Raw genomic sequence first — 20250 nt, 5'->3', positions numbered from 1 at the left:
TTGGCAAAAAGAACTGGGTAATAATTGACTCTATCAAAGGAGCAGAAGCCAGTGCTGTGATATACAGCATTTCGGAAACTGCCAAACTGAATAATCTGAGTACTTACAATTATTTTTGCTATCTGCTTACAGAATTGCCAAAACTTGCAGACAAGGATGGAACTATAGACAAAAACGCATTGGCATCTTTGATGCCGTGGTCAACCAATCTGCCGGAAAAATGCCGGATACCACGCCGCTGAAAAGCGGCGTTGGTTTAGGTTGGGGCGGATGGTTTGACGTTTACGGAATACTGGCAGAAGAAGGACGACTTTGGGAAATATCCTGCGGGGAAAATGTGACAAACTACGCCGCTGGACAGCGACGATGATTTCTGTATCAGCAAATGGTTTGACGATTATCTAAGTTATAGACATTGTGGATATCTTTCTCCGATGAAATAAATATGAGGCCGTGTATTTAGACGAGTTAGCTGAAACCGCATGTAAGGCTGCGGGTTAAAGATAGAAAATTAGTTGTTTTTAATTTATACTTCTTCTTGCCATAATAACACCTGTTGGCGGTTATATGTTTAAGAAAATGATCGGACAGCAGGAAAGACGTAAGCGCCAAATAATAACGCGGTAAAATTTAAAATTACCCCAGCCCTTTGTGAGTTGGAGTAATTCACTATAATTCACATGCGATTTTTGATAGCTTGGAGTTTCTCACTCCAAGGTGCCAGTTCAGCCAACTGTTCGTCGGTCATGTTCTGGTTCGGCCGGTGCTCCAGCAAAAATTTAAGGTATCCATAAATATTCAGATTGTGTGCTTTGGCCATCTCGACCATTGTGTATACAACTGCACTGGCATTGGCTCCCTCTACGGAATTGCTGAACAGCCAGTTCTTCCGACCTACTGCAAATGGGCGGATCGCATTCTCGCTGAGATTATTGGTAAAACTGCACCGTCCATCTTCCAGATAGGTCTCTGCTGTACCGCGCCGGTTGAGAACATAGTTGACTGCTTTGTCCATCCGGGTATTCAGGACAGGCTTCTGTTGGTTGAGCCATGACCAGAAAGCCTCCAGAACGGGCTTTTCCTTCTCGAGGCGTAGCTGCTTGCGCTTTTTATAATCACCGGGGTACTTTTTGTTAATGGAATCCTCTATGGCAAACAAACGGTTGCAGTACTGGACACCCTGTACTGCCGGCTGGCTGTAATCATACTGTTTTCCTTTCGGAACGGCATCGATAAAATACCTGCGGATATGGGCCCAGCAGGAACACCGTTTGATCCCTGGCAGGTTGTTGTACCCCTGATAACCGTCGGTTTCCAGATACCCGCTGTAGCCTTCCAGGAATTCCTTTGCCTGGCTGCCGCTCCTGGTCGGAGAATAGCCATACAGGATGAGTACCGGAAGCCCCTCCTCACCGCTTCGGAACAGCCACATAAATGACTGGGACTGGGCTTTACGTCCTTCCTCATTCAGCACCTGGACTCTTGTCTCATCTGCCATCGCAAAACCGCGTTTCAACAGTTTCCGGTGGAAGTAATCATACATCGGCTGGAAATAGTTCTGTGAACAGTAGATGATCCAGTTGGCAAGGGTGGTCCGGCTGATCTGGGCGCCATACTGTTTCCAGTCCTTTTCCTGGCGGTAAAGGGGGAGCCCATTGGCGTACTTCTGGTACATCGTCCACGCAACAGTGGATGCCGAGGCAGGGCCTTTCCCAACCAGGGCCGCCGGAACCTGGGACTTTATGATCACAGGTTTTTCTGTATCTCCAAGGCCTTCTTTACAGGAGGGGCATCCATAACTCTGGCTGTAGTATTCAATGACTTTGCTTGTGGCAGGAACGAATTTCAGTTCCCGGCGGACATACTCCTCGCCGATCAGGACCATCTGCGTGCCGCAGACTGGACAGACCTGTTCTTCTTCTGGAAGAGGGAGGACTACTTTTTCCACCCTCAGACCTTTGAAGAGATCATCATGGGCTGCTTTCTTTTTACGGGTATGCTCCCTGATCACAGTCTCTTCTTCCAACAGGGATGGATCCTGTTCTATTTCTGCTTCATCAAAAAGATTCTGTTGTCCTGGAATGTCATTGGATCTTCTTTCGCTGGATGAGCCGAAAAGTTTTTGGGTAAGATAGTCTACCTGTTCCTGCAGTGCTTTTTCAGAGCTGGATTTTTCGTCAATCATAAGACGGAGGGATTTGATCAGCTCCGTCTGTTCAGATACCATTGTGTTCAGTTGTAAGATTGTATCTTTCAGTTCTCTGAGCTGGATATCTTTTGCACTGGAAGCCATCGTTTCTCTCCTGGGATTTCATATCCTTATTATATCAAAAACGAGGCTGTTATCAAGGGAAAATGCTATCTGGAAACTGCTGGTTTTCATTCCGCTTTCAGTGCTTTGGGCTGGTCAATATCGATTCCAGACATCAGCCAGTCAAACTCCCTCCAGGAAAGATTCCTGACCTCTGACTGCTTCCTGGGCCATTGATAACCACCGTGGATAGCCAGCCGCTTATAGATCAGAACGAATCCGTCCGCTTCCCGGAACAAAGCTTTGATCCTGTCCCGTCTTCTTCCACAGAAAAGGAAGAGAGCACTGGACGATGGATCCATCTTAAGCTGGTCTTCTATGATGGCACAGAGCCCATCGATGGATTTCCGCATATCGGTGTAGCCGCACACAATGTAGATCTTCTCAAGTCCGGAGATGTCGCCTAACATAAGGACTCCAAAAGCATCTGGAAGGTTCTGGTAAGCAGGGCAGGCTCGGCATCATTCCGGATACGGATGGTGATATCCTTCACAGCAATTTCGATCGTATGTGAATTATCAAGGTACGTTTCCTGCATCTTCGATGACGCATGTTGTTCCGGAAAGGAATCCGGTACAAGGTCAATGGGAACGACGTCTTGTCTCGGACGTGGATCCCCAAGATGACCGTAATTCGGCGGCAGGATCTGATCCGTTGCTGCTTTTCGACAGCGGCTGACCCAGTTGTAAAAGGTACTCACTGCAATGCCGTTTTCACGGCACCAGTCAGCATCTGTCATGCCGCTCTGGCGGCATTCATTAATCAGCCTGATCTGTTCCGGCATTGGAACACGGGTTTTGCGAGTAACTGACATAACCTATCCTCCATAAATGTAGTGAAATAATCTAAATATCTTTCGACTACTATTATAAGTTAAACTGAAGGGTTATGAAATCCGGTGGAATATTTGGCGCTTACGGAAAGACAGATGGCTGGTAAATTAGTAAAAATTCGTAAGTTACGGATGTTCCGGTAGTACGATTTTGACATTTTAGTTAGAATGCTACACACCCACTATGGTGCGTTTATGTTACAGGTCCACAATGGCCGCTGAATTTACGTGAACAATCCATCGCGGTAGGCCGTAATTTATTTCATTTCATGGAATCCAGCTGTTTTTTTGAGTCACAAAACACTTGCCATCCCGTTTTCATTTGTTCCTTGTTTTCTTTAATACCATATGTATCGATGAAACAAAAACATTCTGACATCACTTCAATGATGACTGGTAAATTTTTCTGATTGGTAGCCTCAACAAATTTCATAATAGCTTCATACTTCATTTTATTGCCTTCTCCTGCTTTTATAAAACTTATTTTTCTTATCTTGAGACTTGCTACCGTCTCTATCGTGAAAAGAAATAAGGCCGCTGCTTTCTGAGAAGATATATTTCTCTTTCTGCTTTGCCATAGACATTTTTGAAACATTCCTCTAACCAATTAATAAAGTTTTTCTCAACCTGTAAGAAATATCGGCAAGCTTACCAAGCATATCATTTCCCTTTAAACCTTATTTAAAACATATGACTTGCTGTGCTTTCGAATGCAGCTAATTCTGCATATCCAGGCTTTGCAACCAATGGTAAGAGACTGCATAACGGCTTGTTAGGCTGCAAAAACATATCTGTTTCAATCACGCTCTCATAAAGGAGTGACGGAGATATCGTTAAGACAGAGAATGCACATAGCAACTTCAATCCACGCTCCCATTAAGGAGCGACGCATTTGCAAATGAAGTCTGAAACTCATCTGCGTATTTCAATCCACGCTCCCATTAAGGAGCGACTCGCACAAAGACCTCGCAATAAGCTACAACCTTGATTTCAATCCACGCTCCCATAAAGGAGCGACGCAAGTATCCGGGTGGCGAAATATGAGCTGGGTAAATTTCAATCCACGCTCCCATAAAGGAGCGACTGGGACCTGATGTAGTCAATGCACTTGCAGACATTATTTCAATCCACGCTCCCATAAAGGAGCGACACAGCGTACGGGGTAACACGTAATCCATCAAATGATTTCAATCCACGCTCCCATAAAGGAGCGACACGATGGAGAGCTTTGGATTCCTGCATGACAACATGATTTCAATCCACGCTCCCATAAAGGAGCGACAGGTTACCTTGCCATCCACGTCTATAGATATCCTATTTCAATCCACGCTCCCATAAAGGAGCGACACAGGATATGAATTTAATGGATCTGTGTTTAAAAATTTCAATCCACGCTCCCATAAAGGAGCGACGGCTGTCATTGTCGTAGCGATTGCCGTGTTTTTATTTCAATCCACGCTCCCATAAAGGAGCGACTACTCCGACATACACATACGTGTATCTTAGCAGAATTTCAATCCACGCTCCCATAAAGGAGCGACGGAGCCTTACGATAAATTCGAAAAGCAGGTAAAGATTTCAATCCACGCTCCCATAAAGGAGCGACATGCATGATAGCGAAGGTTTTATACTACCAAGAGATTTCAATCCACGCTCCCATAAAGGAGCGACAGTATGAAAATACTTTTGGATAAAATAATGGCATTTCAATCCACGCTCCCATAAAGGAGCGACGTGCATTACTAGGCGAATTGCAGTCAATCACGGATATTTCAATCCACGCTCCCATAAAGGAGCGACCTATAGCCAGGTTAAATCTTGCCATTGTTCCCGATTTCAATCCACGCTCCCATAAAGGAGCGACATTTTGCTCATCTATGCTGTTATTGACCTCAGCCATTTCAATCCACGCTCCCATAAAGGAGCGACAAAATCAACAACAGGAAGTGTAAAGATGTGTTTAATTTCAATCCACGCTCCCATAAAGGAGCGACAGCAATATTGCACAAACTTATCCCTATATATCCTTTTTCATTTAGATAATTATACCTATTTTATTTCATTAAAGCAAGCTTATTCTTCACACACACTTCAAATCGTACGAATTTTCTCGTATATTTCGGTGCGAATCCCCCAGGTAATTTATGTTTACTTGACATTCGCACTTAATTTTTGCTAGCTCTTTCGCCTTATATCGTCAACAAAAATATCAGCAGATCACTTCCTTCTCTGGCTATGCTATTCAGAGATAACCACCATGCTTCTTATCAAAAAAGAAATACAGGCCATTTTTATAAAACCAACAAAGTAGAGCATATTTGCTTTTCCCTTCAAAATTTACATCAAACAATGTCCTCATTTTCTATTGAGAATTTTCTATCTAATACTCCTTGTATATCTTTTACCATTTTATACATCTTAATATTTTGTCTGTCTATAATTGGTGTTAAGTAATTTAATAAACCGTGGGCTGATAAATATAAGACAACTCCTATCATACCAATCACTATTACCATCGCCATACTATCTCCAGGATCGGCTTTCAAGTCAAACACCCATGATAAAACAGCACCGAAAATTGGAATTAGGAAAAGGTTAAATATCTTATCAATAAACACTTTTCGTCTGAGGCTTCTTTCATTATTTCTCTCCACTTCAATTTCACAGCGGCGATATAATTGTTTGATTTGATTTTTTTCTATAAAGCCAATTTTTTCCAACCACTCCTTTACAGTATCATACTTATCATCCTGTGCTTTTATATCTTCGCTGCTATTTAAAACACGTTCCCTTTGTGTAGTAATTGAAATAATTACCACACAAATTATTTCAACCACTATACATATATACGATATTATTACTCTATGTTTTGATGGCAAAAATATGAAAAGTATAGAGGTAATCGCGCTTATAGACATTAATAAAAACAAAAAGGTATTTAATTTGCCTAAGATTTGAATAACTTCCTTCAATCCTTTCTGGGTTTGCTTTTTTAATTTAATGTAGCTATTTAAAACTATATACTCCATGTTCTCTTTTCCCCCGCATTCTCAATAAATACGTACTTATGTCCCTCTATGGCCTCACAATTTTACCTAAGATCAGTTTATTACATTTCCATAAAAGAAGTTTTTTAATGACAACTAACATTATTAGTTCTTATATACTATTTCCCGGAGCTTCATTGGATTCTCAATTTCCAATCACCCTTGATCTCCTGACTTTCCGAATCTTACCCTTAATCGGCTTCGCCTGAAGACATTCCATTACCTGATCCCCTTTGCAATTTAATATCTCCACGTAAGTCAGGCTGTCTCTGATATCAACAATCCCTATATCATCTGCTTCTATGCCTTCAATACTGCAAATCGTTCCCACAATATCTCCTGCCCGCATTTTTGATTTACGGCCGCCTCCGATCGTAAGACGGGTAATCCCCTTATTCAAAGCCGTTCCTTTTTTAGGCTTAACCTCAACTTTTATATGCTGGGATTTCCAGAATGTTTTTTCCTTCTCTTCATCCAATACTGGAAGTTCTGTAAATGGCAGCTGCCGGCCTGCATACTCCTCCACCTGCCTTAACATTCTTTTATCCTCTTCCGTCACCAGACTGATGGCTGTACCACATTTTCCATTTCTCCCGGTTCTTCCGATTCGATGTACGTAGGTCTCCTTCTTCGATGGGAAATCATAGTTCACTACATGGGTAATCTGCTCAAAATCAATTCCCCTGGCCGCCACATCCGTTGCGATCAGGAATCGGAAACAGCCTCTCCTGAATGCATCTACGGTTTTCAAACGTTCCCTCTGCTCCATTTCGCCGTGCAGCATCCCGCAAAATATCCGCCTCCTGCGCAGTTTCTGAAACAAAACATTTGTCATCTCCCTTGTTCCGCAGAAAATCATACAGCTTTGTGGATTCTCGTTGATTAGAATCTCAAGGAATGTATCATATTTGTTCTCCTGGTCTGTGAAATATAACTTTTCAGTAATGGCTGCCACCTGTTCATTTGTAGCGCTCTGCATCACAATCGTCATGTCTGGAATGAATTCATCAACCAGTTCCTGGATCTCCGGTTTCAATGTTGCCGAAAACAGAGAGATTCTGCAATCAGTTGGAACCATGGAAAGGATTTTTTTAACTTCATCTATAAAACCCATATCAAGCATTAGATCTGCTTCATCTATTACCAGCCATCTCACCTTTTCCAGATTCAGACTTTCCCTTCCGAGATGGTCCATAATACGGCCCGGTGTTCCTGTCACAATATGAGACTTCTGCCGTAAAGTCTGAATCTGCTTGTCGATTGGGAATCCACCGAATAGCGCAGGAACCTTTAGCCGCTTTTTTCTTCCGATATAAAACATTTCCTCGCTGACCTGGACTGCAAGTTCCCTTGTTGGCTCAAGAATTAGTGCCTGTGGTGCATTTTCTTCCCAACAGATGTTTTCACAGATAGGTATGGCAAATGCTGCTGTCTTGCCACTGCCTGTAGGGGCTTTCACAACTACATTTTTTCCCGCCAGCATTGGCAAAATTACCTCCTGTTGTATGCTTGTGGGTTCTTTGTAACCTAATCCATTTAATGACTCCAAAATCTCTTTTGAGAGCTCGTATTTGTAGAATTCATTTGTCATATTTTCTGCCTTTCTTTGGACTGTCACCTACTTTAATGGTAAGTCCCTCCTTGGGAACGACAGCAAAATTTATTGAAGTAATCTTTATAACAACTAAGCAAAATACTCTTCTATCCGATATTTTACTTTATTTCTTCCTAATATCATAGTAGTAAATACAGCTCTGATAAGCAGGATTCTCATAAACGCCGCTGATTGTATTGCTTACGGCATAATGCTGCATTGTATCAAAAGCAAAAATCATATAGCATTCATCCAAAATTTCTTCCTGCATCTGTATATACTGCTTTTCTGCAGTGTCCTTATCCGTTGCGGTCAGTTCGGCAGCTTTTTTATTCTTGTCTTCAAATACATTGTCATCCAGATAGCAGAAATTATAGCCAACCGAATCCCCGTCATTAACGAGCAGCGTTGAAAACCAGCTGGCAGGGTCGGCGAAATCCGGCCACCATTTCATGACCATGATATCCTGACAGTCATCTGGATCAGCGCTTTTTGCCAGCGCCTGCTGTGCATCCCAGTCCATACTTAGAAGCTTTAAAGTTACACCGAGCTGTGCAAGATTTTTCTTATACAACTGAAGCATTTCTCCATATACAGCATCGCTTCCCATGTATGAAACAGTCACGGTAACATTGGTTAATCCTGATCGTTCAAGATATTCTGCTGCTTTTTTCAGGTCACAGATGTACTGCATCAGATCATCACTGTGTCCCCAAAGACCTGCCGGTATCATACCATAGGATTGCGTCCCATTTTTACCCAAAACATGATTGACCGTCTCTTCATACGGAAAAGCGTATGCCAGTGCCTTCCTGAAGTCTGCATTGGAACAGGGAATACTCTTTGTATTCAGCATCAAAATTATATTCATGAAAGTGTTTGCAGTCAGAATGTTAAATTCATCGTTTTCACTTAAAACCGATAAGTCTTCCTTCGAAAAATCCGATGAGAGCTGGGATTCCCCGTTCTCAAGAAGTTCACGGCGAGTGCCCGAATCCGAAACCTCCTGGATGTAAACATACTTATACTGATTATCCGCCCAGCCGCCGCGATAGTTTTTATAAGCCGACATGGTAACCGCCCTGGCTGAAACCGTAGTAATTGTATACGGACCACTTCCTCCGTCATTCCCTTCGTTAAACCATTTTACATCCTTATCAATTACCTTCGGGCTCATAATATATGCACCATTGCTTGCCGATGCGATGAGCGGGATATTGGCACTGTAATTAAGATGAAAGGTCACTTCATATTCTCCGGTCACTTCGACAGAATCCACGCTGTCCCAGATGTATGATACTCCCTTTCCGAGAGTGATCGTACGGTCAATGGATCTTTTGACCGCTTCCGCATTCATTCTTTCTCCGTCATGAAAGTTAACATCCTCCCTCAGTTTGAATACCCATTCGGTACCGTCATCATTGGATGACCATTCGTCGGCAAGCTTCGGCACTGCCTCTTCTAATTGGGCATCGTAGTACGTCAGAGTTTCATATACGTTATAAAGAATTTTAACTCCATTGGACTGTTCTGTACTTGGATCTAACGACACATATGGTTCTGAATAATAAGCGTGATACAATACATCGGTGTCCTCAATGCTTTTCTTTGAACTTTCGCCGCATCCGGCGAGAAGGCAGGCAGCGCCCGCTGATGCCAGCAGAATAGAAAATGCTCTTTTCATTTTCATCAGATTTTCCTTCCTCTTTTATTGGCAAGCCCTGATTTTCTCAGCTCACTGAAAAGCTTTTTCATATCAACCGGTTTGGCAACATGGCCATTCATTCCCGCTTCCAGGCACGCCTGGATATCCTCGGCGAAGGCATCCGCAGTCATGGCAATAATCGGAATATTCCGTTTATTTTTATCCTGAAGAGTCCTAATCGTCCTGGATGCTTCATGTCCATTCATAACAGGCATCTGGATATCCATCAGGATAGCGTCATATGTATCCGCTTTTGCGTGATTTAGGATATCCACACAGATTTGTCCATTATCCGCTCTGGTCGCCTTAATTTCATAGAATTTCAGCAACTCTTCTATGATCTCCCAGTTCAGGTCATTATCCTCCGCAACCAGGAAATGCAGCCCCTGCATTCCGTCTTCTTCGTTTTTTTCAGCCTCTGTTTTCTCCTCAGAAAAATGCAGGAACTCATTCAATTTATCATAGATAAGGGACTTAAACATCGGCTTAATGATATAGCCGTTTGCTCCTGCCGCATTTGCCATATCTTCCATTCCATTCCAATCGTAAGCACTGATTATAATGATCGGAACTTTATCGCCAATCTCAGCCCGGATCGCTCTCGTGGTCTCAATGCCCCCCATGTCCGGCATCTTAAAGTCCACAATTATGAAGGAATAATCATTATCCATTTTATGTTTCGCTGCCGCCATTTTAGCTGCCATGTGTCCACTGTTGGCTTTATCAACAGCCGCCCCCATGGAAACCAGTGTATCCTCCGCTGTTTCAAGGAACACTTCATCATCGTCTGCAAGTAATAGCTGAAGTGGAGGCAGCATGAAATCATCTGTGTTTTTCTCTGCGACAGGAAGCGCCAGCGTAACAGTGAATTTTGTTCCACGTCCCGGCTCACTTTCACATTCGATTGTACCATTCATAAGATCAACCATTTGTCTGGTAATTGCCAGTCCTAGTCCGGAGCCCTGTACTTTATCAATACGGGGATCCACTGCACGGTTGAATGCCTGATACATATCTTTCATAAATTCCTTTGACATACCCATCCCTGTATCCTGAACGGTATATGTAAGAATTACTCTGCTGTCTTCGGGTAAAAATGTCTCTCCTAGATCCAGGACGATTTTACCTCCTGGGTTTGTGTACTTTACGGCATTGGTAAGAAGGTTAATGAATATCTGATTCATTCGAAGTTCATCCGCATACAGATATTCATATTGCAGATTATGCAGATGCACATCAAATTCCAGTCCCTTTTCCTTAATTTGCGGCTTTACGATATTCACAAGATTTGTGGTGCATTCGGAAAGAGAGAACACAACCGGGTGCAATGACATCCTTCCCGATTCGACTTGAGAAATATCCAGCACATCATTGATCAACGTAAGCAAATGACTGCCGGACAGCGTTATCTTGTCAAGGCAGTCCAGCACCCGCCTGCGGTCATCAATATGCTTAACTGCTATTTCCGTCATCCCAATAATAGCATTCATCGGCGTACGGATATCATGTGACATAGAGGAAAGGAACCTGGTTTTTGCCATGTTGGCATTTCGCGTTTCCTCCACACTCTTCCTGAGCTGCCTGTTAATGGACATGATATAGCTTCCATCCAAGATCAGCAGAAATATAAAACCAATAACTGCATACAGAAACATATGCCAGTCAAGTCCCATATCAACCAGCTTTTCTGCCTGAATATAGCCTACGAAAGTACAGTTCGGTGTGTTTTCTATCTGAGCGCTGACATAATATGCATTCTCTCCATCCCCATCCTTCAGGTCAACCAGACAGTGCTCTTTTTTCTGAAAAGAACTCTGAAATTCACCTATATCAATATATGACAGATCGTTGTTTTGCTTGATAAATGTCCAGAAGGTATCTCCGCTCATTGAATCAGACTGAATAATATACCGCCCATTTATATCTATCAAAGAAACCTCTGCCTCACGATATGCCCCGGGGAACAGCCACTGGTCGTGCAGTACATCGACTGGAATGGTCTTTACGAGTAACGCTTTCGCATTTTGGCCATGTTCGTCTTTTATTGTCAGCAGGCTGCAAAAACCAACGCTCTTGACCTCGTCCAGCGGATTGATAAATGCGGAAGAAATGTAAATGGTTCCTTCACCTCTGTCTCCATTAACCATTTGGGGAAGAATGTAAGTAAATGACTCTGCTACATGTGAGTAATCAACGTTCCCACCGTCCTTTTCCGGACTTGTAGATAAACCGGACAGCGTGTCGTAATATAATATATTTACAGAAGTATGATCGTTTATATTGACTTCTTTCAGATATTTAATCGCCTCTTCCATTGAATACCCATGATTTTCCAGATATGCAGCCCAGCTGTCACACTCATTCTGCTGGCCACTCATATATCCATACGATAACTGAGCAGTGGATTCTACTGCCGCGGTAAATGATTCCCGCGCCGCTGCTTCTTTGTCACTCCTGACATTCTTGGCGTATCCTACATACAGAATCAGTATGAATGCAGCTATTGCAATATTGCCAAGGGCAAGTGCGATGTATTTGAGTATTATCCGTTTGTTTTTCATACACACTCCCCTCTCTGCTGTGTAAAGATGCGCAATTGACTGTATGAAATTATGTATTCTATTTTAGGTTTAGGGTGTTTCTTACATAGTTATTGTCCGTTAGAAGCCACTCCAAATGGAGACGCTTCAATGATATAAGCATATTGCTTACGTGGTATATCACATAAACTGCAACCTTGCATGGAAGCAGCTTGTCTTCGTAGACTTCATGTATTGCCATAGTTAATTCAACTCCATGCTCCTATGAAGGAGCCACGTAGCATGAAAGGAGTTGATTTTATGGCTATGAAATTTCAATCCACGTTCCGCACAGGAGCGACAAGTATTAGGTTGGTAAGGGTACAATTTACCGCATATTTCAATCCACACTCCCATAAAGGAGCGACCTTGGCAATGATTTCCAAAGTGTCCATAGTCGAGATTTCAATCCACGCTCCCATATAGGAGCGACACAGGTAATTGTTTTAAAGGTATTACGGAAATGCTTATTTCAATCCACGCTCCCATAAAGGAGCGACACAACATGGGACTGTCACAGTACTCATAAACAGAATTTCAATCCACGCTCCCATAAAGGAGCGACAATATGCTTATGTACTTGGCCTGTTTTGTTGTCATTTCAATCCACGCTCCCATAAAGGAGCGACGTAACAGTCAGCGGAATAGTAGAAGATACCCGTATTTCAATCCACGCTCCCATAAAGGAGCGACAATAGAGCAGAGGCTGAACGCATAGCCGATAAGATATTTCAATCCACGCTCCCATAAAGGAGCGACAAAGGGTACAGCAAAAAAATAAATAAATATAACATTTCAATCCACGCTCCCATAAAGGAGCGACCTTATCATCAAAATACTTCCACCAAGTGCAAGAATTTCAATCCACGCTCCCATAAAGGAGCGACATCCGGGGGACATCGGTAAAGCGGATGACTTTGGAAATTTCAATCCACGCTCCCATAAAGGAGCGACGGCGTACGTATTCACAATAAGATTACAGGAGAAATAGATTTCAATCCACGCTCCCATAAAGGAGCGACTTATGATAGTAACGGAATTGCGATTTAGCATAATATTTCAATCCACGCTCCCATAAAGGAGCGACGCAAATTCCATAACGGCAAAAATCATTGCAGTCAATTTCAATCCACGCTCCCATAAAGGAGCGACCACTCCTCCTAATTTTAAAATTCATTTTCGTTTATTTCAATCCACGCTCCCATAAAGGAGCGACAGCAATAATTCACAAATATATTATCTATTTCCCATTATCATTTAGATAGTTATACCTATTTTATGTTATTATAACATGTTTATTTCCTCACATTCACTCCAAACCACGTATTAAACTCAAATATTTAGGTGCGAATCTCCCAAGGATTTTATGTTCACTCGACATTCGCACTTAATACTTTTACTATACTTTTTTCATTTCATATCGCCAACAAAATAATCAGAAGCCTACATCTTCTCTTGATTAAGCCCTTTATACAAATCAAAAAAGAATATATTATACCATACGTGTGATGCTACACCATTCTCATCTTTACTTAATAGGTGAACTATACTGAATAAATTATATATGAATAACCTGCTGTAATTTCACAAGCCCATGAGGCAGCAATGTCTTAGGATCAACGTACAAGCCTCCCTTAAGGTCATTCATATTATGCCCCAGCAATATAGTATGGAGTAATCCCTTATAACCACCAACAAAAATTACATTGTCTTCGTCTTGTAAAGTAGACAGATTTTTTTCTATTACATGCAGATTATTCTTTAGATCCACATTATTGTATTTTCTCATCAGGAGCATTTGAAGATATGTACGCATTTGACTTATTTTATCTTTCGCATCATTATTTGCCAATTCTAATATGTGAGAAAACGCCATATTTTCTTCCAAATACAAATCTCCTTCTAACTCGGTTCCATGTTTCATCATTTCAATACCGACATTTTCAAAAAACAAGGCAAATTTAGCCTTTTTCTCTTCCTCGAGGTATTGGGCTTTCCAAAGGCTCTGGAGGACAATTGCTGAACTCGGGACCTGCACATCATCTGCCATAAGTTTAGTTCCGCTCATCTTGCGATGCAGCAACGCACCTTTTACAGAACTTCCCGGAAGATAGTAATTTACATGCTCTGGATCGTATTTTTTATATTCCCCATATTGGTAGAACGGATATATAACTTTGAACTCATGTTTCTCATTGGACTCAGAATCAGGTATCTCAACATCCGGTGACAGGCAGAATTCATCAATTCCTTTATATAATGCCTGTCCAGATCTTGGAGATACAATTACACTTGACAAGAGATTCATTACATATGTAATCTTTTTCATCCTCTTCCCTCTTTTCTCAAAACAATAGGATACAAAAATGCATTTCCGAACACAATATCCCTCTCTTTATTAAAAGGAGAAGGCACACATTTTCCAGCTTGTTCTACTCCGTTCTTTAAAACAATCACACTACCACTATCAATAAAGCTAATAAAATACTTCCCGCAGTTTTGACTCCAGCCGCCTTGCATAGCAAACGGACGCCGCTCTGAAGTGAATAATTTTAATGTAGAAGAACTAAAGTTAATCTTATCAGGCAGCAACATGCCTAAATTCAAATAATATTCAGCATTCGGAAGCTCTATCGATTGCACAGCAGTTATCCGGTACTTATTTACCCCTTGAGATGCCCGCTTTCCTAATATAAGCGATGTCCCACTTTGCATCAATTTTTCTATTATCCTCAGCATGGATGTTATCAACTCATTTTCGCCCACCTGCAGGTAAAAACAAAACTCGGAAACAGAGGCCATCGTCTCCCTCCCATCCTTATTTTTCTGCACTTCCTGGAGTTTTAAAGCAGGTACTGTGTATAATTTCGTTTCCAGGCCTTCAACCCCATATATAACGCTTTCCATAGAAGCACGAAGCAGCTGTCCATCTGACTGTTTGATATATGGAAACACTTCACTACATTTTTCAGGATAATCCATCACATATTTTAGGTCTCTCCCCCAAACAAAGGCTCTCGCTTTTATGGCCGACAGCCGATCTTTTAGGTTCCCATCCTCTGGCATTTTCTCCTTCAGCTTGTCAACGACGGAATCTTGAGGCATAGGCAAATAATTTAATGGTATTACATTAGACAATGCTAAATGAATTTCTTTATTCAGTACAGCTTTTACCATCTCTGTAGCTTTTTCGTTTCCGTTTACTTCTGCGAAGATAGTAACTAATGCCCCAAATACCTTCTGAGAATCAGGAAGCTGTGTAATTGCACCAGTAGATTTCAATACAACTTTATAATTTTTCACATTCCTCTCCCTTGCCTTATTCAATGATAGATACGCATATTTTTCCGTAACCACGGCTTTTTGAATTACCAAGCCGATAAACACCCTCATTGAATTTTTTCAAATTGTATATGATATATGATTTACATTCCTCAATTGCTTTTTTATCAAAATATTGGGATTGGAACCTGAATAACTCAATTTCCCCCTCAAACTCAAGACCAATCTTTGCGGTTTTATAAGTACGAGGATTCGATTTTGGTTCCATACCGTCACAGTTAATTGATGTTTTAGTGTCAATAGAAAAACATTTTTTCAAATCTCGATACTCCTCTTTTAACAACAAATCATTGAACAATAATTTGGGGGTATTATTAAACTCTCGAATTCCAAAAAGATCCCCTGCCGATGCATGTTCTATCGCACGAGTATACCTTTTTTCAATTCTGTCAAGTGCTTCTTCATTTTCCTTATAGCATTCCTGAATCACCCCCTCGTTTTCTTCTTTTTCTTTTCTTAACAGTTCTGCATACCAGCGAGCGATTTCTGCAGCCTCCACACTATGATCATCTACCACAATAGCGCGAAGTGCTCCTTTTAAAGATGACGCAGGAATACACGGAAATCCTTCTCCATCCACTGCTGTCCACTGATCTATTCCACCAATTTCAAAAGGCATCGGTGTTCCCCCAATAAAAAGATTTGAAAGAGTTTTTATTCTTATTTTTATGATGTTCTCCATCTCGCAAAGCCTCCTATTACCACTCTGTCTTCTTGAATTTCATTACCATCTCATTGTACTGATAAAATAGCATCAGAGAATCTACAAAATCAGAGGTCCATGCCTTTGTTTTTTCTGCAAATTCCAAAAAATTCTCCTTATCAAAATACAATCGATTAGAAAGTTTCCCTTCCTTTTTACGTTTCTCATTTAGAACTTCTATCTCCCGCTGCTCTTCTTGTGTTGATGGATTGCGCAGTTCTATCATTTCCGCTGCCTTTTCTAGTGGTATAGAGTTTACTTCGCGTAATCGGAAGAACATGGATGTTTCAAGCACAAGTCGTTGATAACCCTCTTTATACGGCTTCTTAATACTTACCTTCTCCACAAAAACATTTGTCAGTTTTTTATTTATCTCTATCAAACACTTTCCGTAGAGGTACTCTCTAGGCTGACTAAACAAATATCGATAAATTTCTTTTTTATTCTCTCCATACCTTTTTTCGTACATCTCCCATCCTTCTTTTACAGAAATTTGAAAACGGGCATCACAGAAAAAAAGCATTAACCGCAGATATGATTCAAAACGCTGTTTTGTATCTATACACAGATCTATCCTCGTACCATCTCTATCCTTTCGGTATAACTGTCTAATTAAATTGCTATTCAAAAGAAGTTCCAGTTTTCTAACTCTTTGATCAGAATCTTCAAAATGGTTTGGCATCAAGTGGTACAATACATGATTCATATATTTCACATGATCACATGGGACATCTATATCCTTAATATCTTCCAACAATGTATAAAAAAAATTAGGTTTTCCCAGCAACTCGGAACATCCGCTGTTTTCACTTCTTATATAATTGAGGAGCCTGACATCACTAAGAAAGAAATTCCAAATAGGAGTGTTCTGTAACTGCTGATTTATTTCTGACCTTTTTCTGCAATTCTCACATTGACATCCCCGCTGGCCTCTCCTTATGCACTTTATTAACTTTTTCTGTTCTTTCATCCACTCATAATTTATATCAAAGAATGTCAGGTTTCCTATAGATATCTTCATTGTAAAAAACTCATTCAAGGCTTCTGGAACTTTTTGGGATTTTGCATTCTTTAGCTGTGCCTCAACCATCTCCATATAATAACGTACAGGCTGTTTGTTAAATGTAATTTCTACTCCGACGCTTATAAACAACTTAGTTGTATTGCCGCTCTTTTCAATTCTATCATTCACCTTCTTCATAATCTCCCTGCAGACATTGATCCCATAAATCAAATCTTCGATGGCCACAGCAAAAAAGATATCATCTCCGGCTATGTATAACGGAAAAAGCCATCCTGTCTTTCCCTCAGGTGCGCAACTGAGTGCTGCTCGATGCAGTCCTTCCAAAGAGATCTCTTCATTAAGTATCTGACTGATATTTTTATACTCTTCATATTTCTGAATACTTTTGAACATCGCCCCCATTTTATCTAAATCTGCTTTTAAAATGGCAATACGAAAACGTTTTTTATCCTCTGCATCCTTTTTTAAGTTTTCTTTCACATTTAATGCATTGATATCTCTGGAAAAAGCCGGCAAATTTATACTACGCTTTTTCTCCTCTTTCTCTTGTACCTGACAAAATGAGAAAAGTAACTCTCGGTTTTCTGATATTATTTTATTCCAGTTCTTCGCTTGCTTTAGCCTATTTTTGGCCTTATGAATAGCAGCGATATTATCCAAGCCCTCTGACGGGAAAATACCCATCGGATTAACTTCTGTCCCTGTGATTCCCGATAATAATCTGAAAATAAAGAATTCAAACGACGCTCCAACTCCACTTCCGGTAATGTACACCGAAAAACATATACTCCTGAACATTTCAATAGTACATTCGTGTCCAACTCAGGAAATTTATTATGTATATGTTCAAAAAAGCCCTTGGAAATCTGGTAAGAGGAATTAATGATCCCCCGTAGTGTGGCATCTTCTGTTTGCTTTTCCTGTACGTGAGAATGAATAACCTCAGTTAAAAATGTTTGAATCTTATCTACGGATAATGCGACTATCTGTTCATTCATTTTCTTTTTCCTCCAAGTTCCCATTTCTGTCAAACATCTCCGCATATGCTGCATGCGGAAACAACATTGGATTATTAATTAACATGAGCACCTGATTTAGCTGTAAATTGAATGTCAGCAATGAAAGCTCTGAGCCGTTATAATGAACCTGATATTTATCTAATCCATAATTTTTCACTGCCTCTTCCCAGTTTGTAGAATTATTTTCATGCACTGGTAATCCCTCCGCATGATTTAAAGATACATACCAATCATATAAATTTTTCTTTCCATCATCCCATTCAATCTGCAATTTACATTCCTCGCCAGGCATTGCTCTTATAACAATATCAAAAGAGGTTTCATCTTCGTTCAACAATTCACTGATATCCTTGTCGTTTAAACAACACAAAATTCGCAAAGGACGCGTAGCGGTCTGTGTATTTACAGGTTCTTTTTCCCCACACGCAATTTTATTGATAGTACGGACATATGATTTTTTTGAAGTCCTCAGTACCCTCATACTACATATCCAATCCTTTAATATCTTCTTATCCATTGATGAACTTTTACATTCAATAACTGCTGCCGCCGCTTCAATTGGTAAAAATTTTAAATTCCCATATCTGAAAATATACGGAGTATATGTTTCATCGAAAATAGCCAAATCCACTTCTTTCGAAACTTATCCGTATGAATCGATAATAAACACAGATTGTTCAATCACAAACTTTCGGGGTACAATGTTCCGAAACATCTCCCCCCAAATTTGTTCCCGATGATGCCCTATTGTGCTGCCATGAGGCACTTTAAAGTATAATTCATTTACAATTCCCTTCTCCATCCGCTCATAATTCACTTTAATGTTCTGTATCGTTGAATGATCGGCATTTGTATACTTACCTACATAATTCGTATCAATTTTTCTTTCTGTTTCTTCTTGCTTCATATGTTTCTCCCTATATGTTTTCTAAATGTTTCAAAAAAAATACACCTCAATCCGACCCATCCCAAAGGTCGTATTTCGTCCGATGTGCAAAATTTGTGCCGCAAACAGCCACGGGACAAAGGGTGTCAAATCCCCCTCGAATTCCAACTCTCCCAATAAACCGCTAAAATCCATCTTTTCCCGCAAACGATTTGAATATCGATTTAACTGTTCTAATCTCAAGTCCTCTTTGGTCGTCTTAATCTCTGCTGCAATCAACTGTAACCTTTCCCCCTCATCCCTGTCCACATCCCCTCCATATCGCGTTGTTATCGACATAATCCGATTGGTAATATTTCGAATCAATGTAGGAAACGAGATGCTTGTTAATAACTGACCACTACGACGAATTCGAAGCGGAGTGCAGAGCCTTACTATTACACCTGTAACATCCACCAATCTATGATAAGGTAAACTAACAACATTTGCACCTGCAGCATAATACTTTTCTTTCCGCCAAAGAATTCTTTGTTCCTGGCTATTAATGATTTTCAATAGACAAAAAGGTGACCGCTGCGCCCCTAAACCAAATCGCCGGATATCCTGTAAGGCCCTCGACAATGACGGAGCATATTTAACTGCATTGCCAAGAAGTATGAATTCGAACTTTAATTCTTCTCCTTGTTCAACTATTCTTTTTGTCCCACAAACCTCAGGCGGAACAATCAAATAGGGCTTAACAATATCTTGTTTGTCATCAGAGTATTTACCATTCGCATATAGAAAATCATAGGCCTTACTATCCACACTATATAACGCCTGTCCAATCACTCCCCGTAATGTTGAACCGAGATAAGGCGGTAATTCCGCTCGTTTTAATGAAACTAAAGTGATTTTTAGCGGCAAATATCTGATATCAAATGATGTCTGTTCCTTCATAAACTAAACCCGTTAGCGTAGTTACTACGCTTTTGCCTTTCTTCTGCTATTTACGGATAACTAGTATTTTCCCCATATTTGTTTCTAAACTTTCTTCTAAGAATAGAGACAAAGTCAGTTTGCATGCATACATTATTGCGACAAATGTCAGAGGTAACTGCGCTTTGACTATAACTGGCTATTCCGTATAACCAAGACTCCCCTGGCAGTTCGAATCTCCATATCCCCCAATGACCTTACGTTTGCAGGAATAACTCAATTCATACACG

At 40.8% G+C, this 20250-nt stretch carries 16 protein-coding genes and 3 CRISPR repeat arrays (1 of these 19 cut by a window edge); of the genes, 1 reads left to right on the top strand and 15 read right to left on the bottom strand.

The window, feature by feature from the left end; all coding sequences use genetic code 11:
* Positions 1 to 242, top strand: a 242-nt coding sequence (locus HMPREF0240_RS06090) for a transposase domain-containing protein (protein ID WP_009002567.1), incomplete at its 5' end; no start/stop codon positions are given.
* A 434-nt stretch (positions 243 to 676) separates the two neighbouring features.
* Here HMPREF0240_RS06090 and HMPREF0240_RS06085 read toward each other — a convergent pair.
* From HMPREF0240_RS06085 to cas6, 15 genes are all read right to left on the bottom strand, one after another.
* Positions 677 to 2293 carry an IS66 family transposase gene (locus HMPREF0240_RS06085; RefSeq protein WP_009002566.1) on the bottom strand — a complete coding sequence of 539 codons (1617 nt, stop codon included), beginning with the start codon at positions 2291 to 2293 and terminating at the stop codon, positions 677 to 679.
* Between the two features lie 86 nt (positions 2294 to 2379).
* Entirely contained in the window at positions 2380 to 2721 is a 342-nt protein-coding gene (gene tnpB, locus HMPREF0240_RS06080) for an IS66 family insertion sequence element accessory protein TnpB (protein ID WP_009002565.1), read from the bottom strand.
* Positions 2715 to 3125, bottom strand: coding sequence for a hypothetical protein (locus tag HMPREF0240_RS06075; RefSeq protein ID WP_009002564.1), 411 nt, complete (start codon positions 3123 to 3125; stop codon positions 2715 to 2717). Before HMPREF0240_RS06075 ends, tnpB begins: the two co-directional genes overlap by 7 nt.
* A gap of 280 nt (positions 3126 to 3405) precedes the next feature.
* Positions 3406 to 3594 carry a hypothetical protein gene (locus HMPREF0240_RS06070; protein WP_009002563.1) on the bottom strand — a complete coding sequence of 63 codons (189 nt, stop codon included), beginning with the start codon at positions 3592 to 3594 and terminating at the stop codon, positions 3406 to 3408.
* Positions 3595 to 3935: 341 nt separating this feature from the next.
* Positions 3936 to 5137: a CRISPR direct-repeat array (repeat unit 31 nt; unit sequence ATTTCAATCCACGCTCCCATAAAGGAGCGAC).
* Between the two features lie 348 nt (positions 5138 to 5485).
* Positions 5486 to 6172: a hypothetical protein gene (locus tag HMPREF0240_RS06065; RefSeq protein WP_009002562.1), complete on the bottom strand. Its 687-nt coding sequence runs from the start codon at positions 6170 to 6172 to the stop codon at positions 5486 to 5488.
* A 163-nt stretch (positions 6173 to 6335) separates the two neighbouring features.
* Complete coding sequence (locus tag HMPREF0240_RS06060) at positions 6336 to 7781, bottom strand: DEAD/DEAH box helicase (protein WP_009002561.1); 1446 nt, start codon at positions 7779 to 7781, stop codon at positions 6336 to 6338.
* Between the two features lie 127 nt (positions 7782 to 7908).
* Positions 7909 to 9474 (bottom strand): ABC transporter substrate-binding protein, encoded by a 1566-nt coding sequence (locus tag HMPREF0240_RS06055; protein WP_009002560.1) that lies wholly within the window; start codon positions 9472 to 9474, stop codon positions 7909 to 7911.
* Positions 9474 to 12050 (bottom strand): response regulator, encoded by a 2577-nt coding sequence (locus HMPREF0240_RS06050; RefSeq protein ID WP_035312445.1) that lies wholly within the window; start codon positions 12048 to 12050, stop codon positions 9474 to 9476. Before HMPREF0240_RS06050 ends, HMPREF0240_RS06055 begins: the two co-directional genes overlap by 1 nt.
* Positions 12051 to 12339: 289 nt before the next feature.
* Positions 12340 to 13284: a CRISPR direct-repeat array (repeat unit 31 nt; unit sequence ATTTCAATCCACGCTCCCATAAAGGAGCGAC).
* A gap of 342 nt (positions 13285 to 13626) precedes the next feature.
* On the bottom strand, positions 13627 to 14397 hold the full coding sequence (locus HMPREF0240_RS06045) for a hypothetical protein (protein ID WP_009002558.1): 771 nt from the start codon (positions 14395 to 14397) through the stop codon (positions 13627 to 13629).
* On the bottom strand, positions 14394 to 15371 hold the full coding sequence (locus HMPREF0240_RS06040) for a hypothetical protein (RefSeq protein ID WP_009002557.1): 978 nt from the start codon (positions 15369 to 15371) through the stop codon (positions 14394 to 14396). The genes HMPREF0240_RS06045 and HMPREF0240_RS06040 overlap by 4 nt, the downstream gene beginning before the upstream one ends.
* A 16-nt stretch (positions 15372 to 15387) precedes the next feature.
* Positions 15388 to 16092 carry an RAMP superfamily CRISPR-associated protein gene (locus tag HMPREF0240_RS06035; protein WP_009002556.1) on the bottom strand — a complete coding sequence of 235 codons (705 nt, stop codon included), beginning with the start codon at positions 16090 to 16092 and terminating at the stop codon, positions 15388 to 15390.
* 16 nt (positions 16093 to 16108) lie between these two features.
* Positions 16109 to 17911 carry a hypothetical protein gene (locus HMPREF0240_RS06030; protein WP_148486289.1) on the bottom strand — a complete coding sequence of 601 codons (1803 nt, stop codon included), beginning with the start codon at positions 17909 to 17911 and terminating at the stop codon, positions 16109 to 16111.
* Between the two features lie 216 nt (positions 17912 to 18127).
* On the bottom strand, positions 18128 to 18787 hold the full coding sequence (locus HMPREF0240_RS06020) for a hypothetical protein (RefSeq protein ID WP_347462553.1): 660 nt from the start codon (positions 18785 to 18787) through the stop codon (positions 18128 to 18130).
* 12 nt (positions 18788 to 18799) lie between these two features.
* Positions 18800 to 19063: a DUF6602 domain-containing protein gene (locus HMPREF0240_RS23320; protein WP_050794484.1), complete on the bottom strand. Its 264-nt coding sequence runs from the start codon at positions 19061 to 19063 to the stop codon at positions 18800 to 18802.
* Positions 19064 to 19093: 30 nt separating this feature from the next.
* On the bottom strand, positions 19094 to 19981 hold the full coding sequence (gene cas6, locus HMPREF0240_RS06015; protein WP_009002554.1) for a CRISPR system precrRNA processing endoribonuclease RAMP protein Cas6: 888 nt from the start codon (positions 19979 to 19981) through the stop codon (positions 19094 to 19096).
* A gap of 256 nt (positions 19982 to 20237) precedes the next feature.
* Positions 20238 to 20250: direct repeats of the CRISPR family, unit length 31 nt (it continues 478 nt past the right edge of the window).

Source organism: Clostridium sp. D5, from assembly GCF_000190355.1.
GTDB lineage: Bacteria > Bacillota > Clostridia > Lachnospirales > Lachnospiraceae > Faecalicatena > Faecalicatena fissicatena_A.
This window is presented reverse-complemented; position numbering and strand designations above follow the sequence as displayed.